Raw genomic sequence first — 13,318 nt, forward strand, 5'->3', positions numbered from 1 at the left:
GCGCTCGACGAAGCGGTTGAACGACGTGGCCAGCTCGCCGAACTCGTCCTTGTGCTGCACCGCCAGGCGGCGGGTCAGGTCGCCTTCGCCTTCGGCGATGTCCTGCATGGCGCGGCCCATGGTGGTCAGCGGACGCATCAGCACCGGGATGAGCAGGCCCAGCAGGCCGGCGATGGCAGCCACGGCGATGAGCATGGCGATGATCGCCGAAGTACGGAACTGGCTCAGTGCGGCGTAGGCTTTGTCTTTGTCGATGGACAGACCGATATACCACTGCGCCGAAGGCAGGCCTTCGACCGGAGCGAAGGAGATGATCCGATCCTGGCCGTTGAGGGTGACGTCCTGCATACCTGGCTCGACCTTCAAGGCGGCATCGGGGTAGATGTCCTTGAGGTTCTTCATCAACTGGTCCTTGTCGGGGCTGACGATGACCTGGCCGTTGCGATCGGCGAGGAAGGCGTGGCCGATGCCGCCGAAGTCTACCGAATTGATGATCTTCACCAAGGTATCCAGGGTCAGGTCGCCACCGACCACCCCAAGCAGGGCGCCGTCGGCGCGGCTTTTGACGGGCGAGGCAATGGTGACCATCAGGCCACCGACAGCGCCTTGGTAGGGAGCTGTGATCACCGTATGGCCGGCACTGGTTGCCGCGTTGTACCAAGGCCGTTGGCGCGGGTCGTAGCCATCGGGCATCTGCGTGTCGGGACGCTGGGTGAACACGCCAGTGGCATGGCCCAGGTAGGTGAAGAGGAAGTTACTGGTGTAGGACGGTTGCTCGATCAACCCGGCCAAGTTCTCGCCGGCGCCCTGCTGGGCGATGTCCTGGGCCAGGTTTTCCAGTACCAGGATGCGTCCGGACATCCAGTTCTGCACGCTGCTGGCGGTCAGGGCGCCCGCCTGTTGCACGGACGACTCGATGTTCTGGCGGATGATGTTGCGCTGCAGGTAGTCGTTGTAGAGGGTAAACAAGGCAAACGCCAATACCACGATGCCACAGGCACTGAGCAGAATCTTGTGGCGGAATTTCAGGTTCATGTTCAGAGACCTTGGTAATTTTTCTTTTTTTTGAAGGTTGCACGCTCACCCCGCCGTAGCGGGGTTCTACCCATTCGCTATCGGCTGCCCAGGCTCGGTTCTTGAGTACCCCTTAGCGGTTTTCCGACCTACGGCACGCAACGCCTTCGCGCGCCCTCATGCCTAGCAGATTTCAAAGGCTCACCTGCATCTGTAGGGGTACGCCTCCTACAAACGCCCCAAAAAACCCTTTGACCCATGCAGATCGCAAGGTGCCGCCCGACGTTTTGCCCACCGATAATGGACCCACAACAACAAAGGGGCTCACCCCCGCAGAGGCACGAAGACAATGTACAAAGACCACATAGTCAAAACGCGTGTGACCGATAACGTCGCGTTCATGGGAACGATCGCTGTCGTCATCTTCGTCGTCGCGCTCTTCTCTGGCGTAGGTGAAGGCAGCCTGGCCCGGCTCATGGGGCCGATCGTGCTCGACCTGCAAGCCCCCTTGCTGCGCAATATCGCCGTGGCGGCCACCCTCTCGACCACGCTGGTCCTGAACCTGTTCATCCTCGGACGCTTCCCGTTGCGGGCGCAGATCATCACGGTCTGGTGTGAACTGCTGGTGCTGTTCTTGCTGTTCTTCGACACCTTCAACCTGTCTTACAGCTTCATCGCCAGCAAGGTCGGCTACATGATCACCCAAGGGGTGTTCACCACCGTCTATGTTTCCACTCTGTCTATTGCCATCGCGTTCGTCCTGGCCCTGCTGGGCGCCACGGCGCGGTTGTCCACTAACGGCTTCGCCATCGCCATCGCCAGCTTCTACACGTCGTTCTTCCGCGGCGTGCCGCTGTTGATCCAGATCTACCTGATCTACCTGGGCATTCCACAGCTCGGCTACGTGGTCGGCGCAGTGCCTGCCGGGGTACTGGCGCTGTCGCTGTGCTACGGCGCCTACATGACTGAAATCTTCCGCGCCGGTATCAGCAGCATCCCGAGGGGCCAGTGGGAAGCTTCGCGGGCAATCGGTCTGACGCCCTGGCAGACCATGAGCCGGGTGATCCTGCCGCAGTCGATGCGCTTGATCATTCCGCCGACCGGCAACCAGTTCATCTCGATGCTCAAGGACAGCTCGCTGGTCTCGGTGATCGGCGTCTGGGAGCTGATGTTCCTGGCTCGCACCCAGGGACGCGCCGAGTTCCGCCACCTGGAAATGCTCATCACCGCCGCCGTGCTCTATTGGCTGCTGTCGATTGTCCTGGAGACCGTCCAGGCCCGCCTCGAAAAACGCTTCGACCGCGCCCACCGCTGAACAAGGAGCATCACGATGAATCAAGCCTTCGCCTGCGCGGCGCCACACGCTGCAGTCTCGATCCGTGACCTGCAAAAATGGTACGGCGACTTCCATGTGCTCAAGGGCATCGATCTGGAGATCGCCAGCGGAGAAATCGTGGTCGTCTGCGGCCCTTCAGGGTCAGGCAAATCCACATTGATCCGCTGCCTCAACCTGCTCGAGGACTTTCAGAAAGGCCAGGTGCTCATCGCCGGCGCCCCGTTGACCCGCAGCGCCGACAGCGTAGCCGGGATCCGCCGCCAGGTGGGCATGGTGTTCCAGCAGTTCAACCTGTTCCCGCACCTGACCGTGCTGGAAAACCTGATGCTCGGCCCACGGCTGGTGAGCAAGCTCAGCGAGGCCCAGGCACGCGCACTGGCCTACGAGTACCTCGATCGGGTACGTATCAAGAGCCAGGCCGACAAGTTCCCCGGCCAGTTGTCAGGTGGCCAACAGCAGCGTGTCGCCATCGCCCGCGCCCTGTGCATGCGCCCGCGCATCATGCTGTTCGACGAGCCCACTTCGGCGCTGGACCCGGAAATGGTCAAGGAAGTGCTCGACGTCATGGGCGAGCTGGCCCAGGACGGCATCACGATGCTGTGCGTGACCCATGAGATGGGGTTCGCCCGCAAGGTCGCCGACCGGATCATCTTCATGGACCAAGGCCGCATCATCGAGCAGGCCAAACCCAACGACTTCTTCGACAACCCCCAGCATGCGCGGGCCCGGGAGTTCCTCTCGCAAATCCTCAGCCACTGAAACCACACCTTGCTACCGCACGCATTCGACACCCACTACCGTGTAACCGGAGACGTACCGATGACCTCAGTTGCTCGTATCTTCGCTGCCGCCGCCGTCGCCAGCGCCTTGTCGATCACCACCTGCGCCGCCTGGGCAGGCGCGACCCTGGACCGAATCCAGCAAAGCAAGGTCCTGAAAGTGGCCACCGCCGCGAACTGGCCGCCCCAGTCATTCCTGGGCGAGGACAACACCTTGAAAGGTTTCGACATCGATGTGGCCAACGAGATCGGCCGCCGCATCGGCAGCAAGGTGACGTTCGTCACGCCGGAGTACGGCATCATCACCGCCGGGCACTGGTCCAGCCGCTGGGACCTGTCGGTCGGCTCCATGACGCCGACCACCGAACGTGGCCGGGTGCTCGACTTCCCTGCCATCTACTACTACACCCCATACGTCTTCGCCGTGCACAAAGACGCCGCCGGTACCCAAGTCGCCGACCTCAACGGCAAGACCATCGGTGTCGAAGCGGGCACCACTTCCGAGGATTACATCAATCGTCGGCTGAAGATCGACGCCGCAGACGTGCCGCCGTTCAGCTACAGCATCGAGCCCGGCGACGTGCAGACCTATGGCGATAGCATGGGCCCGCTCGACGACCTACGCATGGGCAACGGCACGCGCCTGGATGCCACGCTGTCCGCCCTGCCCACGGTGATGGGGGCCATCAAGCACGGGTATCCGATCGTGCCGGTGGAGGGCAAGCCCGCCTACTACGAGCCCCTGGCCATCGCCGTGGACAAAGGTGACGAAGCCTTCAATGCCCAACTGGCCAAGATCATCGCCGACATGAAGTCGGACGGCACACTCAAGCAACTCTCCGAGAAGTGGTACGGCACCGACCTTACCCGCGTCCAGTAACCCCTGACTGCCCGGCCCACGCCCTTCATCACGAAGGGCGCACGGCCCGCCTGCGCCTCGAAAAAAGGATGACCGACTCGATGTCCAGCTACACCAACAACTATTACACCGCCACCATGCGCCCTGCCCCTTCGCGCCCGACACTGGCGGGCAAGGCGCAGGCAGATGTGTGCATCATCGGTGGCGGCCTGGCGGGCCTGAGCACGGCCTGGGAGCTGCTTGCCCGAGGGCGCTCGGTGGTGCTGCTGGAGGCAGCCCGCGTGGCCTGGGGCGCCTCCGGTCGCAACGGCGGCTTCGTACTGCAGGGCTGGTCCGAAGGCCTGTCGGCAATCGAACGACGCTGCGGTACCCACACGGCCGGGGCGTTGTTCCGCCTCTCGCTCGAAGGCGTCGACATCGTGCGAGCGATGATCGCTCAACATGGGCTACCCGGTTGCGCGCCCACCACGGGCAAGCTTAGCGTGGTGCGCTATGACGACGGCGACAACCTCCAACGCCAGCGCGATCGTCTGGCGCGCGAGTTCGGTTTTGAAATGGAGTACCTCGACACTCGGGCGATCCGCGACAAACTCAACACTGACCGGTACTTCCAGGGGCTGCGCGACAGCCACGGCTTTCATTTCCATCCCCTGAACTACTGCCTGGGCCTGGCCGAGCTGATCGAACTCAAAGGTGGCAGGATCCATGAGCAGTCGCCGATGGTTCGGGTCGAAAGCCGCGCCGGGCGCCATCAGGTGATCACCGCACAGGGCAGCGTCGAATGCGCTGAGGTGGTGTACTGCTGCGGCGGCTATGGCGGCCCAGAGTTCGGCCCGCTGCGTCGCGCCTTCCTGCCGATTGCCACCTACGTGGTGCTGACCGAACGCCTGGGCGAGCGCCTCGCGGACGTGGTTCGTACCACCGATGCAGTCGGCGACAACCGCCGCGCCTCGGACTACTACCGCATCGTCGATGGCGACCGCCTGCTCTGGGGCGGACACATCACCACGCGCAACTTGCAGGATGAAAAGCGTCTGGGGCAACTGCTGACCCAGGACATCCTCGCTGTCTACCCACAACTGCGCGGCCTGAAGATCGAAAAGGCCTGGTCGGGCCTGATGGGCTACGCCCGCCACAAGATGCCGCATATCGGCCCGTTGGGCGCGGGGCGGTGGTCTTGTGCATCGTTTGGGGGCCATGGTATGAACACCGCACCTGTCGGGGCGCGCGTGGTGGCCGAGGCCATCTGCGGCGAAACGGACCGCTACCGCCTGTTCGATGCCTATGGCCTGGAATGGAACGGCGGCCCCTTTGGCCCTGCGGCGGCACAGACGGTCTATGCCGGCCTCAAGCTGATGGACAAGTTCCAGGAGGCGCGGTCGCAACGGCGGGCCATCAAGTACTGACCACCTGATCAAGGCCCACGTCCATGGATGCGCAAACCCCCGGTTCACTGTTCAGCCTGACCGAAAAAGACCGGCAACTGCTCGCGCTGCTGCAAGCCAACGCGCGCGAGCCCACCGCCTCGCTGGCACGCAAGCTCGGCGTCTCGCGTTCGGCAGTGCAAGAGCGCATCGCTCGCCTGGAAAAAGCCGGTGTGATCACCGGCTACAGCGTGCGCATCGACCAGGACAAGCTGCAGCAAACCATCAACTGCTTCACCATGACCTCCTGCACCAACAAGAGCTACACCGATGTGATGACCTCCTTGCGCAAGATGGAGGCGGTCCAGGCGGTGTATGCCGTATCGGGCGAAACAGACTTCATCATCCACCTGGCCACCCACACTTTGGGCGAGCTCAACGCCGAGCTCACCCGCATCAACATGATCAAGGGCGTGGCGCACACCGCCTCGCATATCGTCATGGAAACCAAGTTCAGCCGGCGGTTGATGCTGTAGTCATCGGTTGCGCTCATCCATGTCCAACGCACTGTATGGCCGGTTTCCTGCGGATCTGTCACTAACGCCCGGGATGGGCCTGCACTAGCATCGGTCACTCCGTCGGAGTGCAGCGCATGAATGAATTCCCCTGCGATATCGATTTCTCGGGCCTGACACCTCGCAGGCTGGAAGTGAACGACCACGCGATGATCTGTGACCACCGAGAACGGATGTTCCTGGAGGCCGGGGGCGATCCTTCGCAACTGCGTGTGATGACCGAACACTTTCGGCCCTGGCTGCTGCCGCGCCTGACCGATGGGCGCTACTACGGGTTCGCCTTGATGGACGGAGCAGTCAACGCGGCGGCGATCGGTCTGATGAGCATCGACTGGCCGCCCCACCCTTCCCATCCGAACCAGGATCAGCGCGGTTATGTGCTCAATGTGTTCGTCGAACCGGCCTACCGGCGGCGGGGGTTGGCGTCGGCCTTGATGCGACTGGCCGAGGCTGAGTTCCTCGCGCGTGGGGTTGGCTTTGGGGTACTGCACGCAACGGAAGTTGGCCGGCCGGTGTATGAGGCACAGGGATGGAAGGCCACTGCCGAGATGGCCAAGTCACTGTGTTAGATAGTTGTGCTTTTGGTTTGGATGGTTGGACCTCAACAACTAATATCATAACGCCACTACTTGTTGGGCTCGGGCAATAAAAAACCCCCTACTCCATTAAGAGAGGGGGTTCTGATTACACCCAATCGAGGTGTAATCCGTACATCCAAAATTACTGCTGTTGTGGCAGCTTGTCGATCGGGCCGCAACCACCGATAACTTTGGAAATGGAAACCGATGGGTGGAACAGGTAGTCGTACGAGCAGTTCTTTGGCTGGTTGTAGACTTGGCCGGTGCAGCCGGAGAGCAGGGCCACGCCCGAAATGACAGCAACAGCGGCAGTGGCTTTGATCAGCTTTTTCATTACTAAATCCTTTAATTTATAATTCACCATCGCACTGATGGCGGCGCGATATTAACCACTTTGTCAAAAAAAATAAACGCCGTTTTCATGGTGCCATAACAAGAGTCGGCAACTTCCTGAGCGCACATAACGCACCGTTATCCAATTGGATTGTTTTTAACTAGCGAGCCATGCAAACAGCAACGCAAGCAACATCCGATTAAAACAAATGTTCGAACGTTACTTGCACGTTGCAACCAGCGCCTAGTTGTATTCAGGTAACGCTTGAAGTCCACTTCACAGCAGGCGTCGAATGTCCTCGACGACCTGACGATTCACCCAGACGCCTTGGGCCAACGAGCGCTTGCGAGCATTGAAGCGCCGCTGGGAAGGCAAGCGTGCCCCCTGGTCGGTGATGGCGGCGAACAGATGCTCTGCCCGCTGCAACCCGGCTTCGAGGTCGTCGCCGAGAAACGCCTTGGGGTCAAACGCCAGCAACAGTTCGCCATGGCACGGCGTGGCACCGGCGCCGCCATCGAAGGCCATGGACTCAAGGCTGGTCATGTCGCCAATCAGTGCGCCTGCCAGCAGCTCGATCATGGCTGCCAGGGCCGATCCCTTGTGTCCACCGAAGGTCTGCATCGCGCCGGCCAGCGCAGCGCTGGCGTCGTTGGTCGGCTGGCCCTCGCTGTCCAGCGCCCAGCCATCGGGGATCGGCTTGCCCTCCCGCGCATGCAGCTCGATATCCCCCCGGGCGATGGCACTGGTGGCGAAGTCGAAGACGAACGGCTCGCCAGCCGGGCGCGGCCAGGCGAACGCCAACGGGTTGGTGCCGAACACGCCCCGCTTGCCTCCTGCCGGCGCTACCCAGCTGTGGCTCGGGGTCATCGCCATGCCGACCAGGCCATGGGCGGCGATGGCCTCCACCTCCGGCCACAATGCAGAAAAGTGGAAGCAGTTGCGAATCACCAGGGCAGCAATGCCCTGCCGACGGGCCTTTTCCACCAGCACGGGAAGGCCGGTCTGGAAGGCCAGCAACGAGTAGCCCTGGTGGGCATCGACCTTGACGATCGAAGGCCCGACGTCATGCAGCGTCGGCAGCACCGCCGGATCGACCTTGCCAGATCGCAGCGAACGCACGCACACCAGCACCCGGTACAGGCCATGGGAATGGCACTCGTCGCGTTGACCTTGGGTGATCACTTCGGCGATGGCCTGGGCGTGGGCAGTGGACATGCCGTTGGCCAACAGCGCGCTGACGGCCAGTGCATGGACCTCTTCGAGCGTCATGTGGACCCTGTCATTCATTTGCGATTTACTCCCTGAATGCGACCGCGGCAGCCCTAGGCTGCCGCGGTGCGTGCGTGAAAATGCCAGGCGTGGCGGAGTCGACCTGCGACTCAGCGTGCGTGGGCGGTGGTGAATCCTTTGGCGCTTGGCTGGACGTTCGGTTGTTCTTCCTCTTCATCGGCATCCAGACGCAACAGGTGTGCCGGCACGCCGGTGCGTGCGCCCCAGTAGTAGATGCCCAAGGAGCACAGGCCAACGACGACATTGTCCAGCGGATGGGCGAGCACGCCGATGCCACCGAAACTGCCGAGTTTGGAGAACACGATGATCATCGCGTAGAAGCCCACCAGCCACAGCGACGAATGCACTTGCTGCTTGAGCGACAGGTGTTCGGTGGGCACGAAACGGCCGGCCAACAGATAGACGACGAACATCAGGATCTGCAGGCTCAGCAGCCAGGACACCGTGCTCCAGCCCGACCAGTAGACGATCAACGAAGCGATGATGAACGACACCGGCCCCAGCACGCTCATGGCCTTGACGCGGAATGGGCGCTCCAGGTCGGGTGCGCTGCGGCGCAAGGCGGCGACCGAGACCGGAGCGACCGCGTAGCTCAGCACCAGGGCTGCCGATACCACGTTGATCAGCGCCTCCCAGGAAGGGAACGGCAGGGTCCAGAAGATCGACAGGCCGAAGGTCAGCCACAACGCCGGGCGCGGGATGCCGGATTTCTCGTCGATGCGGGTGAACACCTTGAAGAAGGTGCCGGTCCGCGCCCAGCCGTAGATGACCCGTGGCGTGGCGTTCATGTAGATGTTGCCGCAGCCGCTCGGCGAGATCACCGCGTCGGCGACCACCAGGTAAGCCAGCCAACCCACGCCCAAGGCGACGGCGATGTCGCGGTAAGGCAGCGAGAACTCCTTGTTGATCAGGCCCCAGCCATTAGCCAGCATCTCGGTCGGCACACTGCCCAGGAACGCCACTTGCAGCAGCACATAGATGGCGGTGGACAACAGCACCGAGAGGATCAGCGCGATAGGAATGGTTCGTTGCGGATTACGCACTTCGCTGGCCACCGAGATGATTGGCGTCAGCCCCAGGTACGCGAAGATGATGCCACCCCCGGAGACCGCCATTTCGATGCCGGACATGCCGAACGGCGCGAAGCCCTGGACCTCGAGGTTTTCCGGGCGGAAGAAGCTGTAGAGCACGACGATGACCAGCAGCGGCACGATGAACTTGAACGTGCTGATCAGGTTGTTGGCCTTGGCGAAGGTCTTGACGCTGCGGTAGTTGACCACGAAGAACAGGCACAAAAGGGCGAATTGCACCAGCCAGCCGGCCAGGGTCGCGTCATTGGTACCCGGATGGGTCAGTTGTGGAAACCAGGCCGCGGCGTACTGACGCGAGGCGACGACTTCGATCGCCACCAGGCTCGAGAACGCGATGATGGTGATGAAACCCATCAGATAGCCCAGCAAGGGCCCGTGGGAAAACACCGGATAGCGCACCACGCCACCGGCGCGCGGCAAGGCGGCGCCCAATTCGCAGTAGACGATGCCCAGCAGCAGCACGGCGAAGCCGCCGATCAACCAGGAGATGATGCCTGCCGGGCCTGCGATGGCCGACACATGGCTGGCGGCGAACAGCCAACCGGAGCCGAAAATGGCCCCCAGACCGATGAACGTCAAGTCCATCAGCGACAGTTGTTTCTTGAATTTACCTTGGCCTGACATAGCTAAGCCCTTTTTTGTGGATTATTGAAATAGGCAGAAACTGTGTTGCAGATCAGTGTGCTTGGGCGGTGAAGTTGCAGCCTCTCGATTCGAGAATGCGCGCTCACCGGGTGTCCGGTGCGTGGCGCTCTGTTTTTAAGCGATGGGTGAACAAACCCCGTCCCAGAGAGGCGGGTGGTCTATGGCCGCCTGTGGATCGAAGGGTCCGACGAGGTGCCTGGCACGCTCTGTCTTTTTTAGGTTGAACTGATCGCGGCCACGATTGCTTGATGGTTTTCATCAGCCCTGATGACGAATTCAGCACAATTTGCAGCCACGACTTGACGCGAGGGCCAGCCGCCGAGGCATCCTGAACGGCAAACACAGCCCCTGTCGAAAGCACCCCAGGCTGCCTTCGCTCTCTCAGGACACGCACCATGCCCGAGCAGCATTTCTCCACCTTCAGCGAAGGCCTCACCGCCCACCGGCCGAAAGACATGAAGGAGCTGATGGCCTGCATCTCGCTGATGCAGCCCATGCTCGACGCCATTCCCAATGCGGTGATCTTCGTCAAGGACGCCCAGGCCCGTTACCTGATGGCAAACCGCACGCTGGTCGAGCGTTGTGGCCTCAAGTCCCTCGCCCCCCTGCTCGGACGCACCAGCGCGCAAGTCTTTCCCGCGCAGCTCGGGCCGGGCTATACCGAGCAGGACCGTCGCGTCCTGGAAGGCGGCCTGGTACTGCAGGATCAACTGGAGGTGCACCTGTACGGCAGCCAGGAGCCGGGCTGGTGCCTGACCCACAAGCGCCCGATTCTCAATCGCCGCGGCGAGGTGATGGGGCTGATCGGCATTTCCGTCGACCTGCAGTCAGCCGCCCAGGCTCACCCGGCGTACCAGCGGCTGTCGGCGGTGGACACGTACATCCGCGAGCACTACCACCGCCCGATCACGCTGGACGACCTGACCGAAGTCGCCGGCCTCTCGGTGGCGCAACTGGAGCGGTACTGCAAACGCATCTTCCACCTCACGCCCCGGCAGATGATCCACAAGGCACGCCTCGAGCAGGCGCACCTGCTGCTGCGCACCGACCTGCCGATCACCGAGATCGCCCTGCGCTGCGGCTACACCGACCACAGCGCGTTCTCGCGCCAGTTCAAGACCATGACGGGCTTCACCCCGCGCCAGTACCGACAGGCAACCCGCAGCTGACCATCGGACAAAACACCTGACCGCACGTCACTGTGGGCGCGGGTTCACCCCGCAAATACGGGGCTGAACTCACCACCGCACTCTCGGCTGAACACGCTTGCACAGGTATCGATATCCGCCGAGGGAACGCATGAGGGGGTTGATTGTATAAAATCTACATTGTATAAAATCTGCAATCCGCCCATCCCAGCCCCCCGGCGAATGCGTTCAGAGGATTTACAATTTCAATGAAAAGCATCCATGTCATCGACTCCCACACCGGCGGCGAACCTACCCGCCTGGTCATGAGCGGCTTCCCTGCCGTCGCCGGCCAGACCATGAGCCAGAAGCGCGACGCATTGCGTAACGACCATGACCAATGGCGCCGCGCGACCCTGCTCGAGCCACGCGGCAATGATGTGCTGGTCGGCGCCCTTTACTGCGAGCCCGTCTCGCCGGACGCCACCTGCGGAGTCATCTTCTTCAATAATACCGGCTATCTGGGCATGTGCGGCCACGGCACCATCGGCCTGGTCGCCTCGCTGCATTACCTGGGGATGATCGAACCAGGCGAGCACAAGATCGACACCCCCGTCGGCCCGGTCAACGCCACTCTGCACGCCGATGGCGCCGTCACCGTGCGCAACGTGCCGGCCTACCGCTACCGCCATGATGTGCCGGTCCAGGTGCCTGGCTATGGCGAAGTGCGTGGCGACATCGCCTGGGGCGGCAACTGGTTCTTCCTGGTGTCCGACCACGGCCAGGTGCTGGAACTGGCCAACGTCGAAGCGCTGACCGCCTACACCTGGGCGATCCTCCAGGCTCTGGAGGCCAGCGGCATCTTCGGCGAGGACGGCGGCGTGATCGACCACGTCGAACTGTTTGCCGCCGACCCGCAGGCCGACAGCCGCAACTTCGTGATGTGTCCGGGCAAGGCCTATGACCGTTCCCCCTGCGGCACCGGCACCAGCGCCAAGCTCGCGTGCCTGGCCGCCGACGGCAAGCTCGCCCCAGGCCAGACCTGGGTCCAGGCCAGCATTACCGGCAGCCGATTCGAAGGCCGTTATGAACAGGAAGGCGAGCGCATCCGCCCTTCGATCACCGGCCGCGCCCATGTCACCGCCGACAGCCAGCTGCTGATCGACGAGCAGGACCCCTTCGCCTGGGGCATCTGCCAATAACACCCACGCGCGTCGCGTGCGATGCGCGCCTCCTTCACGACCGACCTGAATGAATGCTTCAAGGAGCCCACAATGACTGACAACATCTTCACTGGCTGCATTCCTGCCCTGATGACCCCCTGCACCCCGGACCGCAAGCCAGACTTCGACGCGCTGGTGAAAAAGGGCCGCGAGTTGATCGATATCGGCATGAGCGCCGTGGTGTACTGCGGCTCGATGGGTGACTGGCCGCTGCTGACCGAAGCCGAGCGCCAGGAAGGCGTGGCCCGCCTGGTCGCCGCTGGCATCCCGACCATCGTCGGCACTGGCGCGGTCAACTCCCGTGAAGCCGTCTCCCATGCCGCTCACGCCGCCAAGGTCGGCGCCCACGGCCTGATGGTCATCCCACGCGTACTGTCCCGTGGCTCGTCCATCCCGGCCCAGAAGGAACACTTCAAGGCCATCCTGAACGCGGCGCCGAACCTGCCGGCGGTGATCTACAACAGCCCCCACTACGGCTTCGCCACCCGCGCCGACCTGTTCTTCGAACTGCGCCGCGAACACCCGAACCTGATCGGCTTCAAAGAGTTCGGTGGCGCGGCCGCCATGAGCTACGCCGCCGAATTCATCACTTCCAAGGATGAAGAAGTCACGCTGATGGCAGGCGTCGACACCCAGGTCTTCCACGGTTTCGTCAAGTGCAACGCCACCGGCGCAATCACCGGCATCGGCAACGCACTGCCACGTGAAGTGCTGCTCTTGATCAAGCTGTGCAAGGAAGCGGCCGTGGGTGATGCCAGGGCACGTCGCCTGGCCCTGGAGCTCGAAGGCGCGCTGGCGATCCTGTCGTCCTTCGACGAAGGCGTGGACCTGGTGCTGTACTACAAGCACCTGATGGTCCTGAACGGCGACAAGGAATACACCCTGCACTTCAATGCCACCGATGTGCTGAGCGACAGCCAGCGCCGCTACGCGGAGAACCAGTACGCCCAGTTCCGCCGCTGGTACGCCAGCTGGTCGGTTGAAAACAACCTGGTCTGACCCCGCCCGGCGTCACCTCCCTGAGGCGGCGCGCCCCCTTTGGCGCGCCGTCCTCACCGTCCCGCCCGACGCGGGAATCCGTCTTTCCCGACCTCAGGAGAGCC

The 13,318-nt window shown here is 62.5% G+C and carries 13 protein-coding genes; 9 read left to right on the forward strand and 4 right to left on the reverse strand.

Annotation, left to right across the window (positions count from 1 at the left end; all coding sequences use genetic code 11):
• On the reverse strand, positions 1–1,035 hold a 1,035-nt coding region (locus DQ397_RS03435), incomplete at its 3' end, for a cache domain-containing protein (protein ID WP_148921474.1).
• Between the two features lie 328 nt (positions 1,036–1,363).
• On the opposite strand from DQ397_RS03435, the gene DQ397_RS03440 reads away from it, so the two are divergent.
• The 6 genes from DQ397_RS03440 (at position 1,364) to DQ397_RS03465 (ending at position 6,496) form a co-directional block, all read left to right on the forward strand.
• Positions 1,364–2,329, forward strand: coding sequence for an amino acid ABC transporter permease (locus tag DQ397_RS03440; RefSeq protein ID WP_043214736.1), 966 nt, complete (start codon positions 1,364–1,366; stop codon positions 2,327–2,329).
• A 15-nt stretch (positions 2,330–2,344) separates the two neighbouring features.
• Positions 2,345–3,109, forward strand: coding sequence for an amino acid ABC transporter ATP-binding protein (locus DQ397_RS03445; RefSeq protein ID WP_043214733.1), 765 nt, complete (start codon positions 2,345–2,347; stop codon positions 3,107–3,109).
• A gap of 60 nt (positions 3,110–3,169) precedes the next feature.
• On the forward strand, positions 3,170–4,009 hold the full coding sequence (locus DQ397_RS03450) for an ABC transporter substrate-binding protein (RefSeq protein ID WP_043214731.1): 840 nt from the start codon (positions 3,170–3,172) through the stop codon (positions 4,007–4,009).
• An 80-nt stretch (positions 4,010–4,089) separates the two neighbouring features.
• Complete coding sequence (locus DQ397_RS03455) at positions 4,090–5,394, forward strand: FAD-binding oxidoreductase (protein ID WP_043214730.1); 1,305 nt, start codon at positions 4,090–4,092, stop codon at positions 5,392–5,394.
• A 23-nt stretch (positions 5,395–5,417) separates the two neighbouring features.
• The gene (locus tag DQ397_RS03460; protein WP_043214728.1) at positions 5,418–5,888 is read left to right on the forward strand and encodes an Lrp/AsnC family transcriptional regulator; all 471 of its coding nucleotides are present in this window, start codon (positions 5,418–5,420) and stop codon (positions 5,886–5,888) included.
• Positions 5,889–6,004: 116 nt separating this feature from the next.
• Positions 6,005–6,496, forward strand: a complete 492-nt coding sequence (locus DQ397_RS03465; RefSeq protein WP_043214726.1) for a GNAT family N-acetyltransferase — start codon at positions 6,005–6,007, stop codon at positions 6,494–6,496.
• A gap of 151 nt (positions 6,497–6,647) precedes the next feature.
• Here the strand turns inward: DQ397_RS03465 and DQ397_RS03470 are convergent, their stop codons facing one another.
• From DQ397_RS03470 to DQ397_RS03480, 3 genes are all read right to left on the reverse strand, one after another.
• Entirely contained in the window at positions 6,648–6,839 is a 192-nt protein-coding gene (locus DQ397_RS03470) for a YhfL family protein (protein WP_043214725.1), read from the reverse strand.
• Between the two features lie 276 nt (positions 6,840–7,115).
• Positions 7,116–8,126 (reverse strand): Ldh family oxidoreductase, encoded by a 1,011-nt coding sequence (locus DQ397_RS03475; RefSeq protein ID WP_043214722.1) that lies wholly within the window; start codon positions 8,124–8,126, stop codon positions 7,116–7,118.
• A gap of 92 nt (positions 8,127–8,218) precedes the next feature.
• Positions 8,219–9,844, reverse strand: coding sequence for an APC family permease (locus DQ397_RS03480; RefSeq protein WP_043214720.1), 1,626 nt, complete (start codon positions 9,842–9,844; stop codon positions 8,219–8,221).
• Between the two features lie 476 nt (positions 9,845–10,320).
• Here DQ397_RS03480 and DQ397_RS03485 point away from each other — a divergent pair, with 476 nt between their 5' ends.
• From DQ397_RS03485 to DQ397_RS03495, 3 genes are all read left to right on the forward strand, one after another.
• Positions 10,321–11,034, forward strand: coding sequence for an AraC family transcriptional regulator (locus DQ397_RS03485; RefSeq protein WP_324834976.1), 714 nt, complete (start codon positions 10,321–10,323; stop codon positions 11,032–11,034).
• Between the two features lie 227 nt (positions 11,035–11,261).
• A complete protein-coding gene (locus DQ397_RS03490) occupies positions 11,262–12,194 on the forward strand; it encodes a 4-hydroxyproline epimerase (RefSeq protein WP_043214715.1) in 933 nt (310 codons plus the stop codon).
• 72 nt (positions 12,195–12,266) lie between these two features.
• A complete protein-coding gene (locus DQ397_RS03495) occupies positions 12,267–13,214 on the forward strand; it encodes a dihydrodipicolinate synthase family protein (protein WP_043214714.1) in 948 nt (315 codons plus the stop codon).
• The last annotated feature ends 104 nt before the right edge of the window (positions 13,215–13,318 follow it).

It is taken from the genome of Pseudomonas sp. CK-NBRI-02, from assembly GCF_008124495.1.
GTDB lineage: Bacteria > Pseudomonadota > Gammaproteobacteria > Pseudomonadales > Pseudomonadaceae > Aquipseudomonas > Aquipseudomonas guariconensis.